Origin of the sequence: Tropicimonas sediminicola (assembly GCF_900188335.1) — a bacterium.
In the GTDB taxonomy this organism is placed as follows: Bacteria; Pseudomonadota; Alphaproteobacteria; order Rhodobacterales; family Rhodobacteraceae; genus Tropicimonas; species Tropicimonas sediminicola.
This window is the reverse complement of the sequence record NZ_FZOY01000011.1, coordinates 165,042-186,042: the sequence shown is the minus strand read 5'-3', so window position 1 is coordinate 186,042 and position 21,001 is coordinate 165,042. Positions and strand designations below refer to the sequence as shown.

The window sequence follows — 21,001 nt, the reverse complement described above, 5'->3', positions numbered from 1 at the left end:
GAAAGAGACACGACCTGCGACCACCGGCTGCCCTATGTGCGGTGGTCGCATCCCCCCGGCCGGATCCGCGCAGGACCGCCCGGAACGGCTCCTCACCTTCGACACCACGAAACCCGGGGCGCGCGATGCGTCGCCGGCGGCTTCGGCTGTTCGAACAGGGGCTGCTCGGCGCGGACGCGGCACTCCCAACGCTCAATGTGCGACATCCGCTCGAAGGAGCCTGGATCTTCCCTCCCTGCAGGTTCGCGGAGTGGGCGCCAGCCTACTGCCGTCCGGACATAGCTCACGCCGACCGGAGTGGACGGCGATGACTGCCTGAAACCCTGACGGCAATGGCGGATTGAAAACTCAAGGCCAACTCGGGCAAGCTGCTACAGGTCGGCTAGGTGGAGGAAGATGGACCAATGAAACGCTCCCTGCTCTCGGTTGCGCTCTGCGCCACGGCATCCGTTGCGGTGGCAGATCCCAATCCTCTGCGCGACGCCTATTTCGGCGAAACGCACCTTCACACGGCCTTCTCGCTCGACGCCTATATCGGTGGGACCCGGCTGATGCCGGCCGACAGTCTCGCCTTTGCGCGCGGAGAACCGGTGACGCTGCCGGATGGCAGGACTGCCCAGCACAAGCGGCCGCTCGATTTCGCCGCGGTGACAGATCACGCGGAGTACCTGGGCGAGATGTATTCGGCCATGTTCGAAGACGCGCCCGGGCACGACAACGAGGATCTCGTCGCGCTCCGCGGGCTGCAAGGCATGGAGGAGCGTCAGCAATGGTTCATCAAGTACGTGGTTTCCTCCAACCGGTCCGCCACGCCCCAGCATCCGCCCTATTACGCGGGGCCGGAAACGTCCAGGTCAGGCTGGCAGGCGATCGTCGATGCGGCCGAGCAGGCCAACGAGCCGGGCGTTTTCACCGCGCTCATCGGTTTCGAATGGTCGGCGGCGCCCAATGGCGCGAACCTGCACCGCAACGTGCTTTTTCGTGACAACAACGTCCCCGCCAGCGTTCCGAGCTACATCGACATCAACGAGGAAGAAAACCTCTGGGCCTGGATGAAGGCGCAGGAGGCCGAGGGGCGTCGTCTGCTGGCCATCCCGCACAACTCGAATGCCTCCAAGGGGCGGATGTTTCCGGATACGGACAGTTTCGGCGAGGCGATGGACCTCGAATATGCCCGGACCCGACAATCCTACGAACCGCTGATCGAGATGATGCAGGTGAAGGGCAATTCCGAGGTGCACCGGAAATTCTGGGCCGCCGACGAGTTCGCCGGTTTCGAGAACGCGGATTCGATCCAGAAGAACTCGGGGCGAATCTTCCGCCAGCGCGACTTTGTTCGCGGCGGGCTGATCGACGGCATCGGGTACGAGTTCGCGCTCGGCGTGAACCCGTTCAAGTACGGCTTCATCGGCGGAACGGACAACCACAACGGCATGACGGCGGCCGTCGCCGAGGACGAGTTCGTCGGCACCCACGGGCCGGAGGACGGCACGGTCGAGCGCCGCCGCACCGGCAGCGTGGCCGGCTGGATCGACGGCAAGGACCTTTCCATCGGGTCGCTCGCCGGAGTCTGGGCCACCGAGAACACGCGCGCCGCGATCTGGGACGCGATGAAACGGCGCGAGACCTTCGCGACCTCCGGCCCCCGCATCAAGGTGCGGATGTTCGGCGGCGTGGGGCTGTCGGAGCCATCCGATCCCGTTGCGATGGCCGAGGAGGGCTACCTGCTCGGCACGCACATGGGCGGCAACCTGCCGCCGCTCGGCGCCGCGCCGACCTTCACGGTCCATGCCGAGAAGGATCCGATGGGCGCCAATCTCGACCGGATCCAGATCATCAAGGGCTGGGTCGATGAATATGGCGACGCCAATGAAAGGATCATCGACGTTGTCTGGTCCGGCGAGCGCGAGATCGATCCGGCGACCGGCAAGCTGCAGCCGGTCGGCAACACCGTCGATCTTGAGACGGCGATGTTCACCAACGACATCGGAGCGCCGGTGCTCATGGGAAGCTGGACGGACGAGGATTACGACCCGCAGGCGATCGCCTTCTATTACGCCCGCGTCCTCGAGATCCCGACCCCGCGCTGGTCCACCTATGACGCGGTGCGCAACGACCTGCCGCTTCTGGCGGACGTCCCGGCCGTGATCCAGGAACGCGCCTGGGGCTCGCCGATCTTCTACTCTCCGGCGAACTGATCCGTCGCCACCATCACGCGGCCGCCCTTATCAAGCTGTCGGGCGGTGGGGCAGGATGCGTTGCAGGAGCGTGGTCAGATCGTCGGTGGTGAAGGGAATGGGAAGTCGGGTCCAGCCGGGTGGCAGGTCGATCCGCTCGCCGGCGCCGGTGACGATCGCGGGCAGCCCCTTGCCGGTCAGCAGGCCTCGGAGGCGTTCGTTGCCGATTTCCTCGGACGTGCCGTGGAGCATCACCGCGTCCCAGGCGCTGTCGGCCGCCTCCAACGCTGCGCAGGCGGCGTCGACCGAGGCGACGATCATGACGTGCGGAAGGTCGAACACGCTGCGAACGATTTCGGCGATGTCCTCGGCGATCACCATGTCGCGTTCGAGAAGAATGAGCTGCATCGGAGTCTGAATGTTCTGTTGATCGGGGAGGTCTGTGGAACAAATTCAGGGAGTGCGCATTAATCTGTGACATAGATGGAGGGGTTTCAAGATCAAGACGGATTGCAGGAATTGCCCGCTGAGGCAGCTTGAGGCCTTCGTCCCGATGAGCGCCTCCGACATCGATTTCATGCGGAAATTCAAGATGGGCGAGATGGCCGTGGAGGCCGGCACGCCGATCCTTTCGGAGGGTGCGAACGCGCCGCAGATCTACACCGTTCTGAGCGGAATGGGCCTGCGGGCGAAGCTCACCGAATGCGGGCGGCGGCAGGTCATCAACTTCGTCTTTCCCGGAGATTTCTTGGGGTTGCAGGCCGGTATCATGGGCGAGATGACGCATTCGGTGGAGGCGAGCACGGAGATGACGCTCTGTGTTTTCGACCGAAAGGCCATCTGGCAGGTGTTTCGCGAGCAGCCCGAGCGGGCGTTTGACCTGACCTGGCTGGCGGCCATCGAGGAGCACTTCCTGGGCGAGACGCTGCTGACCCTGGGCCAGCGGGACGCGCTGCAGTCGGTCGCCTGGGCTCTGCATCGGATCGGGCGGCGGGGACTGGGCCTGGGGCTGATGGAAGCGGGCAGCATGCCGCTGCCCTATCGCCAGCAGGACCTTGCCGACGCTCTCGGCCTGTCGCTGGTGCACACCAACAAGACGCTGGGCAAGCTGCGAGACCGGCAGTTGGCAACCTGGGCCGAGGGGGTGCTGCGCATCCATGATGCGGCCGGGCTGGCACGTGTGGCGATGGTGGAAAATGTCGCGCCGATGCGCCGGCCGTTGATCTGAAAGCGGCGGTTCTCGCGGGGCGGTTCACGCGCGGCGCCACTCCGGGCCGATGCGGTTGAAGCGGCGCAGATCGGTGGTGGCGAAGGCCGGGGTTTTCCAGGTCATGCGGCGCACTTCCACGCCCGCGTCGTCGAAATCCAGCACCGCGAAATCATTCGGTTGGCCGCGCACTCGGCGCGAGAGGCTGGTACCCACCTGGACCTGCAGCAGGTGTCGGTCCTGCTGGCGGGTGACGAAGGGATCTGCGCGCCATCGGTGCAGGTGCCCGGTCAGGATCACCTGTGCGCCGCACTCGGCCAGCGCGCCGGCAGCGGCGGCTGCGTGGCGCATCAGGGTCTTGTCGGCATCGGGGAGTTGGTCGAACGGGTGGTGGGCGACGACGACGCCAATGCCACCGGCCTCGGCAAGCGTCGCGCAGGCGCGGCGCACGGCGCGGCGGCCAATCCGGCCGCGCTGCCAGGAACGCGGGTCGACCGTGTTCAGCCCGACCAGCGTCACCGGCCCCACTTGCCGCACCGGGCAAAGGTCCTCTCCAATGATCTCGCGATAGCGTCCATAGGGGCGCAACAGCCTGTCCCAGAGCTTGTCGAGCGGCACGTCGTGGTTGCCGGGCACGCTGATCCACGGGGGGGCGAGGCTGTCGAGAAAGGCGCGCGCGGCGCGGAACTGGTGGCGGCGGGCGCGTTGCGTCAGGTCGCCCGAAACGGCCACCACATCCGCCTGCGCGGCATCGATCGCCTGGCGCAGCGGGGCGAGCAGGTCTGGGTGTTCGGTGCCGAAATGCAGGTCGGAGATATGAACGATCCGGGGCATCAGCCGCTGGCCTCGCGCGGGACGATCACCCGCAGCGGCCGGGCGGCATGGCGGATCTGCAGGGGGCTGGCCAGCGCCTGTCGTTCGCCGTCCAGCGCCAGCAGGTTCCGGCGGCGGGCCGGGCGTATGGCGATCTCGCGTCCGGTGCGCAGGTCGAAATCCTCGGCCTTGCGGGGGCGGCGGAGGGCCAGCCGCAGGGCCGCGCGCAGCATCGCGAAGCGGCTTTCGTTACGCGAGGTGAGCAGCACGAACTCGCCGCGCTCGACCGCCTCGGAACCGTCCACGCCGAACTGACGGAGCTGGTAGGCGCTGTTGCAGACAAAGGCGAGCGCGGTGCGCAGGTGCACCTCGGCCCCGTCGATGCGGATTGCGAGGTCGAGCGGGCGCTGCCGGCCCGCCAGCACCGAGAAAACCGAGCCGTAGGCCGCGAGGCGGCTGCGGCCCCAGCGGCGATACATTCCTTCGCGCTCACGCAGGATCTCGGGATAGACGCCGAGACTGGCGTTGTTGAGGAACACGCGTCCGTTCACCGTGCCGATCGGCACCTCGCGGACGATGCCGTCGCGCAGGACGGCGACGGCGGCCTCCTGATCCTCGGGGATGCCAAGGCCGCGTGCGAAGAAGTTGAACGTGCCCTCGGGGAGAATGCCAAGCTCCGCGCCCGCGCCGTGGACGACGCCGGCCAGCGCGGCGATTGTTCCGTCGCCGCCCGCGGCGATCAGCCGGCCGTAGCCCTCGTCGAGGCAGTCGCGCGCGGTCTGCTCCAGGTCTCGGCCGCGGGTGACACGGCGCAGGTCGGCGGTAACGCCCTGCGCCTCCAGCAGACGGGCCAGCCGCTCGCGCCGCGCGCTGCCGCCGGCGTCCCTGCCGGCGCCGTCATTCAGGATGACGCAGCTTCGCCGTGTCCGGAGGCTGGCCGTTGCCGTGCTGTCCTCGCTGGGGAATGCGGCAACCGGGCCTTTGCCCGTTTCCGCAAGCACGCGACGGGTGGACCGGCGGTCCACCTTGTCGCTGGCGGGGCGCATCACTGCGGCCCCGCCGGGAAAGTTGGCGGCCATCACTCGGTCCACCGCTCCATTCCTTCCAGTTCTTCCTCGGTGTAGCGAACGCGCACTTCCCGCAGGTCCAGGATGTCGCCCTCGACCAGTTCGATGTCCTCGAAGGGCAGCGCAACCGGCTTCTCGCCGATGCCCAGGAAGCCACCCACGTCGACGATCACGCGCTCGACCATGCCGTCCTCGGAGAGGATGATCTGCGAGATCTCTCCGACGTGGTCGCCGTCGCTGCCGATCACCCGCATTCCGTCGAGCTTCTCGGCGGTCAGCGGGCCGGTGTCGAGGGCCGGGCCGTTGGTGCCCAAGGGGGCGGCGACGGTGTCTGGGTCAGTGTCCGGCTCGGCGGAGCCGGCCATCTCGGCGGCCTCGTTGGGCTCCGCCACCTCTTCCACGGTCTCGGTTTCCTCGCGGGACATCGCCTCGGGTTCTGCGGCACCCTTTGCGGCCATCTCGCTGTCGCTTGCCGACACCTGGCCCTCCGCCTCGGCACCTTCGCGGTCGAAGGGCTCCGCGGTCTCGAGCGAGGTCATGTCGCCGAGGTAGAGCGCAACCGGCGTGCCGTCGCCCCCTGCGCGGCGAAAGGTGAGCTGGCCGGGGTCGATGCCGATCTGGGACTGGTCGCCGGAAAGCGCCGCGCCCGGGGCGATCAGCACTGTGGCCACTTGCCGGTCAGCGCTCAGGTAGACATCGTCGATCTGGCCGATCTCGACCCAGCTGTCGGGCACGTCGAGGCCCGTTTCGGTCTCGGATACTTCGCCGGCGGGATCGATGAAGACCGGGGTGCCGACCATATCGGCGACGGTGAAGTCGCCCTGCTGGATCGAGATGCCAGCGAGATCCACGCTCTCGGTCTGCTGATGGCTCTCGGCGTAAACGGGAAGCGCCGTCATGGCGACGAGCGCCGTGGTGGTCAGGAATTTCCGCATGTCATGCCTCCTGCATGGCTGGTTCCCAGCGGCGCGATTGCCGCCGGAATCTCTGACAGACGAAACCGCCTCGGCGCGGAATCGTTCCCGTGCGAGGGGCAGGAAAATCACCGATTCCGTAGGGAACAAATGCCCCGGGAAACGCGTTTGCAGCGCGCGTCCGCGACCGGCGCGAAAGGCCGTCGTGGGCAGGGCGAAGATGGCGCGAAAATGGGTGGGGACGGCGGGGCAGGTAGCCCCGCCGCCGGCCTAGCTGGCGCGGGAGAGCACGCCTTCGTCGGAGGCCTCGGAGGGCACGAGCGCGCGCACGAGGTCCTTGACCGAAAGCACGCCGACCTGCTCGCCCTTGCGGATCACACGGTAGGAAAGCGTCGTATCGCCGCCCGAGAGCGCGATCACCGATTCCAGGTTGGCGTCGTGGTCGACCTCGCCGGCGAGCCCGTCGCGGGGCTCGCGGGTGGGCACCATCACCGAGCGCACCCTGAGCACGCGGGCGCGGTTGATGTCGGAGATGAAGTCCGTGATGTAGGGATCGTTGGGGTGCAGCAGGATCTTTTGGGGCTCGCCCTGCTGGATCACCGCGCCGTCCTTCAGGATCACCAGGTGATCGGCCAGCTTCAACGCCTCGTCGAGATCATGGGTGATGAAGACGATGGTCTTGTGCAGCTCTTCCTGCAACTCGAGCAGCAGGTTCTGCATGTCGGTGCGTATCAACGGGTCGAGCGCGGAGAAGGCCTCGTCCATCAGCATGATGTCGGCGTTGGAGGTCAGCGCCCGGGCGATGCCCACGCGCTGCTGCATGCCGCCCGAGAGCTGGTGCGGGTGCTGCTCGTCCAGCCCCTCCAGCCCGACCCGGTTGAGCCAGGTGCGGGCCTCGTCCTCCCATTCCGCGCGCGACAGGCCGCGGACGGAAAGCGGGGTGCCGGCGTTCTCCAGGATCGTGCGGTGCGGCAGCAGGGCGAACTTCTGGAACACCATCGACATCCGCTCGCGCCGCACCTGGCGGAGCTGTTTCTCGTCGAGTTCCAGGATGTTCTCGCCATTGACCCAGACCTCGCCCGCGGTGGGCTCGATCAGGCGGTTCACGTGGCGGATCAGGGTCGACTTGCCGGAACCGGAGAGCCCCATGATCACGGTGATCTTGCCGGCATGCATGTCGACGTTGATGTCCTGCAGGCCGAGCACGTGGTCGTGGGCGTCGAGCAGTTCCGTCTTGTCGACCCCGGCGCGGACATGTTCCAGCGCCGCGGCCGGGTCCTCGCCGAAGATCTTGTAGAGCTTGCGGATCGAAATCTTGATTTCTTCTGTCATCGGAACCTGCTCACATCTGGTGGGTGCTGTTGACCCGGGCCAGCGCGGCCTTGGTGGTCCGGTCGAGGATCACCGCCAGCAGCACGATGCCGAGGCCGGACACGAGGCCCACGCCCAGCTCCAGGTTTCGAATTCCGCGCAGCACCAGCACACCGAGCCCGGGCGCCGAGACCAGCGAGGCGATGACGACCATGGCGAGGCTCATCATGATGGTCTGGTTCACGCCAGCCATGATGTTGGGCAGCGCCAGCGGGATCTGCACCTCCCAGAGTTTCTGGCGCGCGGTCATGCCGAAGGCGTCGGCGGCCTCGATCACCTGCTTGTCGACCAGCCGGATGCCGAGGTTGGTGAGCCGGATCACCGGCACGATGGCATAGAGGATGATCGCGATGCCGTAGAGCTTGGGCTCGGTCACCGAGAACAGGAAGATCAACGGGATCAGGTAGACGAAGGTCGGCAGCGTCTGCAGCATGTCGAGGATCGGGATCGCCGCGCGCTGGAAGCCGTCGCTCCGGGACATGGCGATGCCGATGGGCACCCCGAGCAGCACGCATATGAAGGCGCAGACGAAGATGATCGCCAGCGTGTCCATCGCGTAGCTGTAGTAATCGATGAAAGCGAGGAAGCCGAGGCAGGCGGCCACGAAGACCACCAGCGCCGCCGAACGGGTCACGAGCTGGACCACCAGCAGCAGCAGCGGGATCATGATCCACCAGGGCGTTGTGTCGAAAAGCCAGAGCGCGCCTTCGAGCGCCCAGGAAAGCGGTTGGGTCAGCGGGTCGAGCACGAAGGAGAGGCTGTCCTTGATCGACAGGAAGCCGTCTTCCAGTCCGCGGGTGACCTCGCGCGATTGGGGAAAAGCGGGGCAGGCGTCGTTGAGCGCGTCCATCGAGGGGAAGGGCAGTTGCCAGATAGAGCCTTCGGGCTCTGCGCCGCCGGCCTGGCCGATCAGGTCGGCCATCGACATCGGCGCGGACGAGGAACCGGCATCGCACCAGTCACGCAATCCGAGCGTGTCGAAAAGGGAATCGTAGGTTGCCATGAGGCCTCCGTCTTGCGGCAGCCGGGGAGGGGTGCCGAACAGGGGGACGGGGCGGCGCGCACGCCACCCCGCCTCGGATCTGTGGCTCGCGTCAGTTCAGCAGGCCGGCCAGCTTTTCACGCGCCTCGTCGTTCAGCCAGGCAGACCACTTGTCCTTGAAGGTGGTCAGGTAGTAGACGGCCGCCTCCTCGCCGGAGGCACTGTTGGCGTCCATCCAGGCCAGCGTGGCGTTCATGTCGTCGACGTCGAAGCTGACATTGGCCAGGAATTCGGCGATCTCCGGTTCGCGCTCGGCGAAATCGGTGGTGACGACGGTGACAACCGGGGCCGCGGGGAAGGCCGAGGGCTTCGGGTCCGCGTTGTCGGCGTTCTGGTTGGCGGCGTGGACGTCGGCGTCATACGCGCCGAGGTCGACCGCGACCATCTCGTACTTGCCGAGCAGCGCAGTGGGCGCCCAGTAGTAGCCGAACCAGGGCTCCTCGTTCTCGTAGGCCGAAGCCATCGAGGTCGCCAGCGTCTCGCCGGAGCCGTGGTTGAACACCTCGATGCCGTTGTCCTCGAGGCCAAAGGCGGGGATCAGGTTGTCGTTGACGATCCGGCAGCCCCAGCCGTCGGGGCAGTTGTTGAATTGCCCGCCGACCAGCTCCGGATTGGCGAGCACGCCTTCGATGGTGGTCAATTCGGGGTGCTTCTCGGCAAGGTAGGCCGGGATCCACCAGCCTTCGACGCCACCCGGCTCGAGCACCGCGCCCAGTTCCTGGACCTTGCCTTGTTCCTTGAGCTTGTCATAGGCGTCGCCGGCGGAGTTGACCCAGAGTTCCGAAACGGTGTCGGGCTCGTTGTTCTCGGCCAGTGACGTGACGGCGGGCACGGTGTCGGAAGGCACCAGCGAGACGGTGCAGCCGTAGCCCTGCTCCATGATGAATTTCTCGATCTGCGAGACGACCGAGGCGGAGGCCCAGTTCATCTCGGCAATCGAGACCTCGCCGCAATCGGCATGGGCAAGGGTGGGAACGGCCAGCGCCAGGGTGGCGGCGCCGAGGGAGGTGGCGAATTTCATTAGATGCTCCATTTGGCATTGAAATGCCCCCACGCGCCCGATCGGGAGTGTGAACCGGTCGGGCCGCCGGGACGGATGCAGGCGGCAGCGTGGACCTCGGGCCGGGCTTCGCAGAGGGTTCGCAAAGCACGCTGATGCGCCGCTGCCGCGGGGCGATCAGGTCGTGAGCGGATCGGCTTTCGCCGGGTAATGCGCGTTTGATATGGGCGCTGCGCTTCGACTGGGTACGAGGTCACGGGCGGCCAGATAACGGAGCGCGGCCGGAAAGCCAACCGGAAGAGCAACATTTGCGACATGTGGTGTCGTTTTTCGTCGTCTCCACGCGGAGTTCGGGTGGGCACACCGCGTTTATGAGCAAGCTTCCGCGATGGGGCTCGCAAGGATCTGGCCGGAGCGCCGTGCCGGGTGAAGAAAAATCTCGTGGCGCAGGGAACAAGATCCCGGGTCGTGCGTTAGGGCAGGTGGATCCCCTGCGATGGACATGATGAACGCTCCGAAATTGCTTGCCGAGAACCCGCTGGCGGGGCTTGCCCCTGACACAACCGCGTTGTTTCCCAATGGCGGGACCGCGCGCCCTGACCGGTCAGGCGCGGCGCCGTACTTTTCCTCGCTGGGGCCGGGGGAGCCCGGGTGTTGAGGGCGGCCCCGCCCGCGCAGGCCCCCGTGCTCGGGGCGAAGGGGGCGAGGCGATCCGGGGAATCCGGGTCCGGCCTGCTTGGCTGGGATCGCAAGGGCCTGACCTTTCGCATCGTTTCCATGCTGTCGCTGGTGCTGCTGCCGCTGGCGCTCGTGGCCGCATGGCAATCTCAAAGAGCCACACAGGCGGCGACGGAGAGCTATCGCGCGAGCCTGCTGGCCAAGACCGCCGCCTCTACGGCGCCGGAACGCGACTCCATCCTGAGCGCTTTCGCCACCGCCGCCACCCTCGCCGAGACGCTGGCCCTGCAGCGCCCGGCCATGCAGGAATGCGTCGCGCTGATGCAGCAGATCGCGGGCGCGAACCCGCGCTTCGCCTTTGTCGGCCACACGGAGTCCGATCAGCTCAATCGGTGCAACGACAAGGACGCACTCTACGATTTCTCGGACAATGAGGCGTCGCGCCGCCGTTTTGCCAATCCCCGCGCGGACGTGACCTTCAACCCCTCGGGCGCGGTGACGAAACAGGCCGTGGTGGTGGTGAGCCAGCCGGTGCACCTGGCCGACGACAGTTTCCAGGGCTTCGTCTCGATCTCCTTCCCCTCGTTGCCGCTGGTGCTGTCTAGGCCCGACGAGACCGAGGACCCGGAATTCCAGATCCTGACCTTCAACGCCCAGGGCGAGGTCCTGACCGCCGATGTCGCGCCGGAGGACCTCGCCCGGCTGCTGCCCCGGGACCGGGACCTGAAGAGCCTCGCCGGGCCGGGCCGCTTCGTCTTTACCGAGCCGAGCGTCGCCGGGCCGATCCGGGATTTCGCGGTGGTGCCGCTCTATGGCGACCGGGCCTATGCGCTCGGCAGCGCGCCGGCCGGGGCGGTGCCGGTCAATCGGCAGCTCTACGGCGGGGCGGCGCTCTATGCGCCTATCCTGATGTGGCTGGTCAGCCTGCTGGTGGCGGTGCTGGTGCTGCGCCGCCAGGTGATCGCGCCGACCCGGCAGCTCCGGATGCGGATGCGCAGCTTTGCCGACGGGCGGGCCATCCTCTCGGGCGAGACGATGGCGCGGGCGCCGAGCGAGCTGCGGGAGATCGGCGAGACCTTCGACTCGATGGCGGAGAAGATCCTGCATGACGAGGCCGAGCTGGAGGACCGGGTGCACGAGCGCGAGCTGCTGCTGCGCGAGGTGCATCACCGGGTGAAGAACAACCTGCAGCTGATGTCGTCGATCATCAACATGCAGATCCGGCAGAGCAACGGACCGGAGGCGGAGGAGGCGCTGCGACGGGTGCAAGGGCGGTTGAGCAGCCTCGCCAAGTTCCACCGCGAGCTCTACCAGAGCTCGTCGCTCGTAGGGTTGCGGGCCGATCAGCTTCTGGAAGACCTCGCCCGGCAGCTGATCGCCGTGGCGCAGGAAACGGAGCAGCGGATCGAGTTGCATCTCGAGCTGGAGCCGGTCGCCATGTCGCCCGACCAGGTGAGCCCGCTGGCGATGCTGGTAACCGAGGCGATGACCAATGCCATCAAGTACGCAGGCACACGGGATGGGACGCGGCCCTTCGTGCGGCTGGCGCTCCGCGTCCACGGCGCGCAGGATGCACAGGCGGCGACCGTCAGCGTCGAGAACTCGGTCGGGTCGACTCCCACCGATCCCGTGGCCGCCGACGGATCGGGTCTGGGTTCGCGGCTGATCAGCGCCTTCGCGGTGCAGCTCGGCGCCGAGGTGGAGCAGGAGCGGGAGAACGGCTTCTTTCGACTGTCGGTCACCTTTGCCTTGGAACCTTTTCGACTCGAGGAGGGAACCGGCGCGGCGTTTTGAACGTTGAGGGGGTGTCTGGGCAGGGAGCGGGTGAGAGAGGGCTGGCATGTCGACAGAACCTGACGACCAAAGCGCCCCCGTCGGGGACATGCGCGATCTCCGCGTCCTGATCACGGCCGAGGAAGCCTATCCGGCCTACGAGCGGGCCTTTCTGGACGCCAAGTACGAGATCTGGGCCTGTTTCCGCGTGTTCGATCCCGATACCACGTTGCGCAGCGAGGAAGGGAAGGCCATCGGGGAGACCTGGTTCGACCTTCTGGTGCATGTCCTGAAGCGCGGTGTCGCGATCCATTTCGTGCTCTCGGATTTCGACCCGATCCTCGCTCGCAAGCTTCACCGGGTCTCGTGGGAGGCGCGACGATCGTTCGAGCAGGCGGCCCGGGCGGCGGGGCCGATGGCGCGGTTGCGCATCGTGAACGCGCTGCACCCGGCGCGGGTCGGCCTGTTGCCCCGGCTGCTGCTCTGGCCGCTGCTGATCAAGGAGCTTCGGCGGGCGGCACGCGACCTGAACGCGCAGCCGGCGGAGGAACGGGCACGGCAACTCTCGGACAGCCCCGGCCTGCGCAAATGGCTCAAGGAAGAGACCGGCGGCCGCCTGTCGGCGCGCAAATGGCCGCCACCGCCGCTGGTGCCGGGCACCCATCACCAGAAGATCGCCGTCTTCGACCGGGAGCTGCTCTGCATCGGCGGGCTCGACCTGGACGAGCGGCGCTATGATGACAAGAACCATCAACGGCGGCGCGACGAGACCTGGCACGACGTGCAGGTGATGTGCCGCGGCCCCATCGTGGCCGAGGCGCAGCGCCATCTCGAGAGCTTTCGCCAGGTGGTGGAGGGCCAGGCGGAAGCGCCGCCCACGGGGCGGCTGCTGCGCACCCTTTCGCGGCGACGCGACTTTCCGCTGCCGTTCCTCGGTCCGCGGCCGCTGGTGGGAGAACTGGCGCAGGCGCATCTCGAGGCGTTCCGAGCGGCGCGTCGCCTGATCTACCTTGAAACGCAGTTCCTCCGCGACCGGCGGGTCGCCGATGCGCTGGCCGAGGCGGCGCAGGCGCAGCCCGACCTGGGGTTGATCCTCGTTCTGCCCGGAGCGCCGGAGGACGTGGCATTCGAGGCCGCGTCGGGGCCGGATGCGCGCTATGGCGAATACCTGCAGGCGCGCTGCATCCGGCGGGTGGAGGCGGCCTTCGGCCCGCGCGCGGCGATCTGCTCGCCGGTCCGCCCCGAAAAGTCGCCGGCGCGCGGGCGCGACACTCTCTGCGGCGCGCCGATCATCTATGTTCATGCCAAGGTCGCCTGTATCGACGACGAACGGGCGCTGGTCTCTTCGGCCAATCTCAATGGGCGGAGCCTCTGGTGGGACACCGAGGCCGGCGTGGCGCTGGACGACCCGCGCGATGTCCGCCACCTGCGTCAACGGGTGATGCGGCATTGGTTGCCGAAGGATGCAGGCGATGACCTGTTCGACCTGGACAGCGCCGCCGGAACCTGGCGCGGGCTGGCGCAGGCCAATGCTGCCAAGGCGCCGGAGGCGCGGGCGGGGTTCCTCGTGCCCTACGATCCGCGCCCGGCCGAGGAATTCGGCTATCCGCTGCCCGGCGTGCCCGACGCGATGGTCTGAGCCGGCCCACGACTGGCCTGCCATGGAACACCCGGGTCGTTGCCGCGTTGTAAGGCATGACGAAACACATGCCCCATCCCCCCGCCGAACCGCCTGAGAACAGTGCGGCCCGTCACCGGTCCGAAGAAGCCTCCGTGCTGGATGCCGCCCGCCTGTCGGCGCGGCTGATTTACGAGGTGATCCGCCGCGACGGTGGAGAAGAACTCGAGCGGCCGGCAACCTCGCTGATCTGGTCGGGGCTGGCGGCAGGGATGCTGATCAGCCTGTCCGTTCTTGGCGAGGCGGTGCTGGGCAGCCACTTGCCTGACACCGATGGCGCCTTCCTGGTCGAGAACCTCGGCTACTCGCTGGGCTTCCTCGTGGTGATCTTCGGACGGATGCAACTCTTTACCGAGAACACGATCACCACGGTTCTGCCGGTGATGCACCGCGGCAGCCGCGCCTGCCTGATGCAGATGCTCCACCTTTGGGGAATCGTTCTGAGCGCCAACGTGGTCGGCGCGGCGATGGCGGGGTGGTTCTTTACCCTCGACGGCGTGGTGGAGCCCAAGGTCGGCGCCGCGATACGCGCGCTGTCGGAGCATGCGGTCGGCATGGGGCCGGCGCAGGCTTTCCTACGGGCGATCCCGGCGGGGGTGCTTGTGGCTTCCATCGTCTGGATGATGCCGACCGCGCAGGGCAACGCCTTTCTCGTCATCACGGCCTTCACCTGGCTGATCGCGGCAGGCGATTTCACCCATATCATCGCGGGCTCGGTAGAGATGACGCACCTGATGTGGCTGGGCGAGCTTGGGCCCGGCGAGGCGCTCGGCGGGTTCTTCCTGCCGGTGCTGGCGGGCAATATCATCGGTGGCACCGCGATCTTCACCCTGCTTGCCTGGGGGCAGGTGAAACGGGAGGTCGCGCATGGAGCGGAGGCCGAGGGGAGCGACTGATCGCGCGTCCCCTCTCGCCGCGCCGAACCCTGTCTGTGTAGGCGGGCGGATCAGCCGAGCAGCAACCCGAGGGCGAAGCCAGCCACGGGCAGTGCGCCGAAAACCAGCCAGCGGGCCCTGTCTCCATCGACCACGCGCCCGCCGCCGCTCGCCAGGCTGCCGAAGCTGCCGTGCGGGGTGGCATCGATGCCGGGGACAGGCGTGTCGAGGTTGTCGTCTCGGTTCCCCGGCTCCTCGGCTTGCGACTTCTGCATCTCCGCGCCCCGGTCCGCCAGCCGATGATCGAGCCAGTCGGGAAAGACCATGTTGGCAAAGACGAGCTGCAGCACCGAGGTGCCCACAAGGTATTCCCGCCGTCCCTCGCGCACCGCGCGCATCACCGCCGCGGCGGCGAGTTCCGGCTGAAAGACCGGCGCTGCCGGCCGGGGCTTCTTCGACAGCCGGTTGCGGGCCCAGTCGAATTGCGGCGTGTTCATCGAGGGTAACTGAACGAGGCTGACTGTGACCCGCGCCCCTTCCCGGATCAGCTCCGACCGGATCGCGGAGGAGAAGCCGTTCACCCCGTGCTTGGCCGTGCAATAGGCCGATTGATAGGGCACCGCGCGGTAGGAGAGGCCGGAACCGATGTTGACGATCCGCCCCCGGTTGCGCGCTTCCATCAGCCTGATCGCGGTACGGGTCCCGTTGACCACGCCGAGCAGGGTGGCATCGACGATGCGGTCGAACTCGCAGGAGGGCATCCGGGCGAAGGGGGAGAAGCTCGTGAGCATCGCGGCGTTGACCCACACTTCGACCGGCCCGAGCGCCGCTTCGATTTCGGCGCCCGCGCGTTCCACGGCCTCGGCGTCCGAGACATCGCAGCTCCGGGTCAGGACCTGCGCGCCATAGGTGGCCTCGAGCTGTTGGAGCCGGTCTTCCCCGCGGGCGATGATGCCGACGCGGTAGCCCGCGTCGATGAGGCAGGACACAACGGCGCGCCCGGCACCGGCGCTGCCGCCGGCCACCACGGCTGTCTTTCCGGACTCTTCCACGCGGCGCTCCTTGGTCGATTCCAATTTCCTCAAAGGGCAAACGCCTTTCGAGGCTTGAGGTTCCGTCGAGTGGGGATGCGGGAGCCGTCACGCCCGAATGGCGGCCCCGGAGTTGGCGTGCGCCGCTATGCAGCCGGCGCGACGTGCCCGGTCAGCGTCAGGTTCGGCAAGATTCGTCGCAGGGAATGGGCGAGGCGGCGTTCGAAACGGACCTCGGGATCCAGGCCGGGAGCCCTGCCATTCCAGCACGCCTGTTGCCGCGCGCCCCGATCGGGAGCGCGCGGCGTGTTCTCTGGCGTGCCGGATTACTTCTCGAGCTTGAGGAAGTAGTCGTAGATTTCCGGCACGTTACCGTCGCCCAGGCCGGCATCGAAGGCCGCCTGGAGGTTGTGCGAGGTGCCTTCGGCGATCTCGGCGCGGGTGCCGAGGTCTTCGACCATCTTGAGGAAGTAGCCGAGGTCCTTGTTGGCGTTGGCGATGGAGAAGCCCAGGTCGCTCACGCCGTCGACGGCATAGTTCTTGCAGAAGTTCATGAAGGGCGAGGCGGACGGGCCGGTCGACATGATGTCGAAAAGCTGCTGGCGGTCGACGCCGGCCTTGGTGGCGACGGCGAAGGCCTGGCTCATGGTGCAGACGGTGGTCATGCCCATGAAGTTGTTGATCAGCTTGGTGGTGTGGCCGGCGCCGAGCGCGCCGAGGTAGAAGACGTTCTCGCCCTGCTCGTCGAGCACCGGCTTGACCTTGTCGAAGGTCTCCTTGTCGCCGGCGGCCATGATGTTGAGCAGGCCATCCTTGGCGTGGGCCGGGGTGCGGCCCAGCGGGGCGTCGACCATGCCGGCGCCCTTGGCGGCGAGATCGGCGCCGATCTTGCGGGTGGAGGCCGGGATGGAGGTGCCGAAGTCGATCAGGACAGCACCTTCCTTGATGCCGGCGAGGATGCCCTCGTCGCCATAGACCACCTTTTCGACCACGGCCGAGGTGGTGAGGCAAAGCATCACGATGTCGCTGGCCTCGGCCAGTTCTTTGGGCGAGGAGGCCTCCTTGGCGTTGCCGCGAGCGAGAACGGCGGCCACGGCGTCCTTGTTGAGGTCCATGACGACTAGTTCGTAGCCCTTCTTCTGAAGGTTCTCGACCATGTTGCCGCCCATCAGGCCAAGGCCGATGAAACCAATGACGGGTTTTGCCATATCTGACTCCTCGAGAGTTTGTTGTGTGGTTGGCTGAGAGCGCTATACCAATTTTTACAAATTTCCCAGAGGCAGAATTGTCTCCCGTGCGTTCTCGCAGCGCAGCTTCCGCGGGTAGGGGCAAACCACCCCGGTGCATCAACAATATCTTGAGAAGGAGAGGAGTGGAGGCTGCGACGCTGGGTCGGAGGGGGCATCCCTTACCCTGCGGCATATCGCCCGGACGGTCGTGCATAGAGCGATTCGTCACAGTGGCAGGGGGCGAAGCACGAGGGGCGCAGATCAGGTCGAGAGGAGGAAGCCTTCGACTGGTTTTCTTGATGAGCGGCGTTCAGTCAGCAGCCGAGCAATGCAAGTTGAGCGACGTCAAAACGAACCACGGACGCAACCTGGACGTGCGTCAAACAAAGTCCAAAGGGGGATTTGGTGGAGCCAAGGGGAGTCGAACCCCTGACCTCTTGCATGCCATGCAAGCGCTCTCCCAACTGAGCTATGGCCCCGGTAGCGCGGTGTGTATTCACCCGCTCTGGGGAGTTCAAGAAGAAAGTGAACTCCCCGCACCGACTTTTTCAGGAATCGTCGTCGTCGGACCCGACGTCAGCGATATCGTCGAGCGACACGTCGTCCTCGTCGGCGTCATCGTCCAGAACGTCGTCACCGAGATCGACATCGGTGTCGTCATCGTCGTCCAGCACGTCGGCATCATCATCGATCAGCACGTCGTCTTCGGCCGGGCTGGCCTTTTCCTTGGCGTCCTTGATCTGGACGCGCGACTTGCTGTTGGTCTCGAGGTTGACGATCTCGCCCGTGTACGGGCTTACGATCGGGTTCCGGCCGAGATCATAGAACCGCTTCCCCGTTGTCGGGCAGAGGCGCTTGACTCCCCATTCTTCCTTGGGCATCGCATGGTCCTTCAGCTGTAGGCGATAAATTGAATGAAGCCCGATGCCACAGGTCCCCGAGCCTGTCAAACTCAAAGAGTCGAGGCGGTCGCGGAGGGGGCGCGTTGAGCGAACATTATCTGCCGGGAGACCCGCCAGTGCGGCTGGTCCTGCGAAAATCCGCGCGTGCGCGTCGGTATTCGCTGCGCGTGTCGCGGCTCGACGGGCGTGTGACGCTGACCATGCCGAGCCACGCGCCGGAGTCCAAGGCTCTGCAGTTCGCTCGCGAAAAGGCGGCCTGGGTCCGGGAGAAACTCACCGAACGCCCGGACGAGGTCATCGCCGAACTGGGTGCCGTGCTGCCGGTCGAGGGGGCCTGGCTGACGGTCGCGCACGGGGCGCGCGGGGCGGTGCGCCTCGAGGAGGGGCGGATCGAGGTCTCTCCGCGCGCGGCATCGGTGCCCGCGGCGGTGGCCGGCGTTCTGAAGTCGCTGGCCCGGGATCGTCTCGCGGCCGATTCGGATCGGTTCGCGCTGGCGCTCGGGCGGCCCTATTCACGGATCACCCTGCGGGACACGCGCTCCCGGTGGGGGTCCTGCTCGGCGGATGGGGCGCTGATGTATTCCTGGCGGCTGATTCTCGCGCCGCCGCAGGTGCTGAGCTATGTTGCGGCGCACGAGGTCGCGCATCTGGCACACATGAACCACGGGCCACGATTCTGGGCCACGGTCAAACGGCTCTGGCCGGAGTACGAGGCGGACCGGGCCTGGCTGCGGGAGAATGGCGAGGCGCTGCATCGCTATCGCTTCGGCGATTGACCGCCCTTCAACCGCGTGCTCACATTTGAAGATGCTTCCCGCCACCCGCACCGCAGACGGCCCAGCCACCTTCGCGCCGACCTCGGCTGCGCATGATCGGCTGTATCGGATCATGCGGACGCGGATCATGCACGGCGAGATGCTTCCGGGGCAGGCGCTTACCCTGCGCGGGATCGCGAAGGAGTTCGGGGTCTCGATGACCCCGGTTCGGGAGGCGCTGCGACGGCTGGTGGCCGAAGGTGCGCTGACCCTGTCCGCCTCCGGACGGGTGTCCACGCCGGAACTGACAAACGAACGGATCGAGGAATTGGCGGCGCTGCGGGCGCTGCTGGAGCCGGAGCTGTCCTCGCGCGCCCTGCCGCGTGCCCACATGGCCCTGATCGAGCGTTTGCAGACGATCAACAACTCGATCGAGGATTCCGGTGTCCTGAGGTCGGCGTCGGCCTATATCCGGACCAACCTGGAATTCCATCGCACCCTCTACCTGCGCGCACAGGCGCCGGCGATGCTGGCGATGGCAGAGACGGTCTGGCTGCAGCTCGGCCCGACGATGGGCATGTTCTATGACAAGCTCAAAAGACAGGAAGCGCCCTACCACCACAAGTTGATCATCGCGGCGCTGCGCGCGGGCGACGAACCCTCGCTGCGGCTGGCCGTGCGCACGGATGTCACGCAGGGTCTGCGGTTCCTGGTGCAGTGACGGGGATGCCGCCCACGGCTTCGCGCCAGTGGCGTCGGCACAGCGACACGTAGGTCTCGTTGCCGCCGATCTGCACCTGGGCGCCATCGCGCAGGGCACGCCCGTCAGGCCCCATGCGGGCGACCATCGTCGCCTTCTTTCCGCAATGGCAGATCGTGCGGACTTCGCGCATCTCGTCGGCCAAAGCCAGCAACGCGGCGGAGCCGGGGAAGAGCTTGCCCATGAAATCCACACGCAGGCCGTAACACATCACCGGTACGCGCAGGTCATCGACGGTTCGGGTAAGTTGCCATACCTGGGTCTCTGACAGGAACTGCGCCTCGTCGAGAAAGACGCAGGCGACGGGGCCGGCGTCGAGGCGGCGCGAGATGATCTCGAAGAGATCGTCCTCCGGGCCGAAGACATCCGCCTCGGCGTCGATCCCGATGCGGGACCCGATCCGGCCAACGCCTGCCCGGGTGTCTACCCCGGCGGTCAGCAGAAAGGTCTCCATGCCGCGTTCGCGGTAGTTGTACGACGCCTGGAGCAGGATCGTCGACTTGCCGGCGTTCATCGTGGAGTAGTGGAAGTAGAGCTTGGCCATGCGCAGCGATTACCCCGCGATGGCCGCCCGGACAAGCTGGTCCGGGCGGAAGGGGCTGGATCAGGCGAAGGCCGCCTGCAGCGCGATCTCGACCATGTCGCCGAAGCTGCGCTCGCGATCCTCGCTCGGAAGGGCCGCGCCGGTCAGCAGGTGATCGCTGATCGTGAGCACGGCCAGCGCGCGCCGGTTGTAGCGCGCCGCGACCGTGTAGAGCTCGGCCGCCTCCATCTCGACGGCGAGGACACCATGCCGGGTCATCTGTTCGTTCAGGTCAGGCCGCTCGTCATAGAAGCAGTCAGAGGAATAGATGCCACCGACATGGGTCGTCACACCTTTGGCCTCGGCAGCCGCCGCCGCCGCCGACAGCAGGGACCAATCGGCGCAGGGCGCGAAGTTCAGTTCGCGGAACATTCCGGACGACGGCGTCGAAAGCGTCGTCGACGTCATTGCCAGAACGACATCGCGCACGTTGATTCGCTCCTGCATGGCACCGGCAGAGCCGATCCGGATCAGGGTCTGGGCGCCGTAGTCGCGAATCAGTTCGTTGGCGTAGATGGAAAGCGACGGCATTCCCATACCGGACCCGTGAATGGTGACCCGGTTACCTTTCCAGGTGCCGGTGAAGCCCAGCATTCCGCGGACCTGGTTTACGCAAATCGGATCGTCGAGAAATGTCTCGGCCGCCCATTTCGCTCGATAGGGATCTCCCGGAAGCAGGACCGTTTCGGCAATCTCTCCCGGCTTCGCCCCGATATGAATCGTCATCCTCGTCTCCAGTCGAAACGGGCCGCCCGAAGCGACCCGTTATTCCTTGTTTTCCTGATTGATCAATCAGATCTCGAATGTCGCGAGATCGACGCCGGCATCCTCGGCGTCCTTGATCCAAGCGGGTTTGCGGCCCCGCCCGGTCCATGTCTGGGAGGGATCTTCGGGATTGCGGTATTTCGGCGGATTTTTCGATTTGCCCTTCGCACCGGCCGCGGCAAGTGCCTTCCCGGCGGCGCCGGTCAGTTCCTCGAGTTTGAACCCGTGTTCGCTTGCCGTCTTCTCAAGCGCCTCGAGCGCCATCTTGCGTTCACGCTTGGCGAGATCGGCGATTGCCGTCTGCACGTCCTTGGCCAGCTGTTCCAACTCCGCGCGGGACAAGTTGGAAAGATCGATCGACATTGGTATCTCCCAATTCCT

The 21,001-nt window shown here is 66.6% G+C and carries 19 protein-coding genes, 1 tRNA gene and 1 pseudogene; 7 read left to right on the top strand and 14 right to left on the bottom strand.

Translation table 11 applies throughout. The features are described 5' to 3' along the window. Positions 1-404 precede the first annotated feature (404 nt). Positions 405-2,198, top strand: coding sequence for a DUF3604 domain-containing protein (locus tag CHB86_RS22010; protein ID WP_089235276.1), 1,794 nt, complete (start codon positions 405-407; stop codon positions 2,196-2,198). Between the two features lie 30 nt (positions 2,199-2,228). Here the strand turns inward: CHB86_RS22010 and CHB86_RS22005 are convergent, their stop codons facing one another. Further along, positions 2,229-2,585, bottom strand: coding sequence for a hypothetical protein (locus tag CHB86_RS22005; RefSeq protein WP_089235275.1), 357 nt, complete (start codon positions 2,583-2,585; stop codon positions 2,229-2,231). Between the two features lie 91 nt (positions 2,586-2,676). Here CHB86_RS22005 and CHB86_RS22000 point away from each other — a divergent pair, with 91 nt between their 5' ends. Beyond that, complete coding sequence (locus CHB86_RS22000) at positions 2,677-3,405, top strand: Crp/Fnr family transcriptional regulator (protein WP_089235274.1); 729 nt, start codon at positions 2,677-2,679, stop codon at positions 3,403-3,405. A gap of 24 nt (positions 3,406-3,429) precedes the next feature. On the opposite strand, the gene CHB86_RS21995 is transcribed toward CHB86_RS22000, so the two are convergent. The 6 genes from CHB86_RS21995 to CHB86_RS21970 all read right to left on the bottom strand — a co-directional run bounded on the left by CHB86_RS21995 (position 3,430) and on the right by CHB86_RS21970 (position 9,612). Next, positions 3,430-4,218 carry a metallophosphoesterase family protein gene (locus tag CHB86_RS21995; protein WP_089235273.1) on the bottom strand — a complete coding sequence of 263 codons (789 nt, stop codon included), beginning with the start codon at positions 4,216-4,218 and terminating at the stop codon, positions 3,430-3,432. After that, complete coding sequence (locus CHB86_RS21990) at positions 4,218-5,288, bottom strand: diacylglycerol/lipid kinase family protein (protein WP_245838274.1); 1,071 nt, start codon at positions 5,286-5,288, stop codon at positions 4,218-4,220. Before CHB86_RS21990 ends, CHB86_RS21995 begins: the two co-directional genes overlap by 1 nt. Next, positions 5,276-6,199: a PRC-barrel domain-containing protein gene (locus CHB86_RS21985; protein ID WP_089235272.1), complete on the bottom strand. Its 924-nt coding sequence runs from the start codon at positions 6,197-6,199 to the stop codon at positions 5,276-5,278. The genes CHB86_RS21990 and CHB86_RS21985 overlap by 13 nt, the downstream gene beginning before the upstream one ends. Positions 6,200-6,448: 249 nt before the next feature. Continuing rightward, entirely contained in the window at positions 6,449-7,510 is a 1,062-nt protein-coding gene (locus CHB86_RS21980; protein ID WP_089235271.1) for a quaternary amine ABC transporter ATP-binding protein, read from the bottom strand. 10 nt (positions 7,511-7,520) lie between these two features. Then, entirely contained in the window at positions 7,521-8,552 is a 1,032-nt protein-coding gene (locus CHB86_RS21975; protein ID WP_089235270.1) for an ABC transporter permease, read from the bottom strand. A gap of 91 nt (positions 8,553-8,643) precedes the next feature. Further along, positions 8,644-9,612, bottom strand: a complete 969-nt coding sequence (locus CHB86_RS21970) for an ABC transporter substrate-binding protein (RefSeq protein WP_245838272.1) — start codon at positions 9,610-9,612, stop codon at positions 8,644-8,646. Positions 9,613-10,275: 663 nt separating this feature from the next. On the opposite strand from CHB86_RS21970, the gene CHB86_RS21965 reads away from it, so the two are divergent. From CHB86_RS21965 to CHB86_RS21955, 3 genes are all read left to right on the top strand, one after another. Beyond that, the gene (locus CHB86_RS21965; protein ID WP_217898359.1) at positions 10,276-12,063 is read left to right on the top strand and encodes a sensor histidine kinase; all 1,788 of its coding nucleotides are present in this window, start codon (positions 10,276-10,278) and stop codon (positions 12,061-12,063) included. A 46-nt stretch (positions 12,064-12,109) separates the two neighbouring features. Further along, on the top strand, positions 12,110-13,681 hold the full coding sequence (locus CHB86_RS21960; RefSeq protein WP_089235267.1) for a phospholipase D family protein: 1,572 nt from the start codon (positions 12,110-12,112) through the stop codon (positions 13,679-13,681). A 68-nt stretch (positions 13,682-13,749) separates the two neighbouring features. Next, positions 13,750-14,616 (top strand): formate/nitrite transporter family protein, encoded by an 867-nt coding sequence (locus CHB86_RS21955; protein WP_089235266.1) that lies wholly within the window; start codon positions 13,750-13,752, stop codon positions 14,614-14,616. 50 nt (positions 14,617-14,666) lie between these two features. Here CHB86_RS21955 and CHB86_RS21950 read toward each other — a convergent pair whose 3' ends face one another. The 4 genes and pseudogenes from CHB86_RS21950 to CHB86_RS21935 all read right to left on the bottom strand — a co-directional run bounded on the left by CHB86_RS21950 (position 14,667) and on the right by CHB86_RS21935 (position 17,736). Beyond that, a complete protein-coding gene (locus tag CHB86_RS21950; protein ID WP_089235282.1) occupies positions 14,667-15,647 on the bottom strand; it encodes an SDR family oxidoreductase in 981 nt (326 codons plus the stop codon). Between the two features lie 305 nt (positions 15,648-15,952). Then, positions 15,953-16,849, bottom strand: a pseudogene (locus CHB86_RS21945) (NAD(P)-dependent oxidoreductase); the annotation flags it as partial. 409 nt (positions 16,850-17,258) lie between these two features. Then, positions 17,259-17,334 (bottom strand) — tRNA-Ala (locus CHB86_RS21940). Positions 17,335-17,403: 69 nt separating this feature from the next. Beyond that, positions 17,404-17,736: a TIGR02300 family protein gene (locus CHB86_RS21935; RefSeq protein ID WP_089235264.1), complete on the bottom strand. Its 333-nt coding sequence runs from the start codon at positions 17,734-17,736 to the stop codon at positions 17,404-17,406. Between the two features lie 104 nt (positions 17,737-17,840). Between CHB86_RS21935 and CHB86_RS21930 the strand changes: the two genes are divergently transcribed. After that, entirely contained in the window at positions 17,841-18,533 is a 693-nt protein-coding gene (locus CHB86_RS21930; protein ID WP_089235263.1) for a M48 family metallopeptidase, read from the top strand. A 31-nt stretch (positions 18,534-18,564) separates the two neighbouring features. After that, positions 18,565-19,233 (top strand): GntR family transcriptional regulator, encoded by a 669-nt coding sequence (locus CHB86_RS21925; RefSeq protein WP_245838270.1) that lies wholly within the window; start codon positions 18,565-18,567, stop codon positions 19,231-19,233. Here the strand turns inward: CHB86_RS21925 and CHB86_RS21920 are convergent. The 3 genes from CHB86_RS21920 to CHB86_RS21910 form a co-directional block, all read right to left on the bottom strand. Beyond that, entirely contained in the window at positions 19,202-19,816 is a 615-nt protein-coding gene (locus tag CHB86_RS21920; protein ID WP_089235261.1) for a thymidine kinase, read from the bottom strand. The two genes, CHB86_RS21925 and CHB86_RS21920, sit on opposite strands and share 32 nt — an antisense overlap. A 60-nt stretch (positions 19,817-19,876) precedes the next feature. Beyond that, on the bottom strand, positions 19,877-20,581 hold the full coding sequence (deoD, locus tag CHB86_RS21915; protein ID WP_089235260.1) for a purine-nucleoside phosphorylase: 705 nt from the start codon (positions 20,579-20,581) through the stop codon (positions 19,877-19,879). A 66-nt stretch (positions 20,582-20,647) separates the two neighbouring features. Next, positions 20,648-20,983: an H-NS histone family protein gene (locus tag CHB86_RS21910; protein WP_089235259.1), complete on the bottom strand. Its 336-nt coding sequence runs from the start codon at positions 20,981-20,983 to the stop codon at positions 20,648-20,650. Positions 20,984-21,001 lie beyond the last annotated feature (18 nt).

What these genes read in the sequence shown, in the direction of transcription:
- CHB86_RS21960 (WP_089235267.1), top strand. Translation starts at nt 12,110, where the DNA reads ATGTCGACAGAACCTGACGACCAAAGCGCCCCCGTCGGGGACATGCGC.
- CHB86_RS21975 (WP_089235270.1), bottom strand. Translation starts at nt 8,552, where the DNA reads ATGGCAACCTACGATTCCCTTTTCGACACGCTCGGATTGCGTGACTGG.
- CHB86_RS21925 (WP_245838270.1), top strand. Translation starts at nt 18,565, where the DNA reads ATGCTTCCCGCCACCCGCACCGCAGACGGCCCAGCCACCTTCGCGCCG.
- CHB86_RS21910 (WP_089235259.1), bottom strand. Translation starts at nt 20,983, where the DNA reads ATGTCGATCGATCTTTCCAACTTGTCCCGCGCGGAGTTGGAACAGCTG.
- CHB86_RS22005 (WP_089235275.1), bottom strand. Translation starts at nt 2,585, where the DNA reads ATGCAGCTCATTCTTCTCGAACGCGACATGGTGATCGCCGAGGACATC.
- deoD (WP_089235260.1), bottom strand. Translation starts at nt 20,581, where the DNA reads ATGACGATTCATATCGGGGCGAAGCCGGGAGAGATTGCCGAAACGGTC.
- CHB86_RS21955 (WP_089235266.1), top strand. Translation starts at nt 13,750, where the DNA reads ATGCCCCATCCCCCCGCCGAACCGCCTGAGAACAGTGCGGCCCGTCAC.
- CHB86_RS21985 (WP_089235272.1), bottom strand. Translation starts at nt 6,199, where the DNA reads ATGCGGAAATTCCTGACCACCACGGCGCTCGTCGCCATGACGGCGCTT.
- CHB86_RS21995 (WP_089235273.1), bottom strand. Translation starts at nt 4,218, where the DNA reads ATGCCCCGGATCGTTCATATCTCCGACCTGCATTTCGGCACCGAACAC.
- CHB86_RS21970 (WP_245838272.1), bottom strand. Translation starts at nt 9,612, where the DNA reads ATGAAATTCGCCACCTCCCTCGGCGCCGCCACCCTGGCGCTGGCCGTT.
- CHB86_RS21920 (WP_089235261.1), bottom strand. Translation starts at nt 19,816, where the DNA reads ATGGCCAAGCTCTACTTCCACTACTCCACGATGAACGCCGGCAAGTCG.
- CHB86_RS21935 (WP_089235264.1), bottom strand. Translation starts at nt 17,736, where the DNA reads ATGCCCAAGGAAGAATGGGGAGTCAAGCGCCTCTGCCCGACAACGGGG.
- CHB86_RS22010 (WP_089235276.1), top strand. Translation starts at nt 405, where the DNA reads ATGAAACGCTCCCTGCTCTCGGTTGCGCTCTGCGCCACGGCATCCGTT.
- CHB86_RS21980 (WP_089235271.1), bottom strand. Translation starts at nt 7,510, where the DNA reads ATGACAGAAGAAATCAAGATTTCGATCCGCAAGCTCTACAAGATCTTC.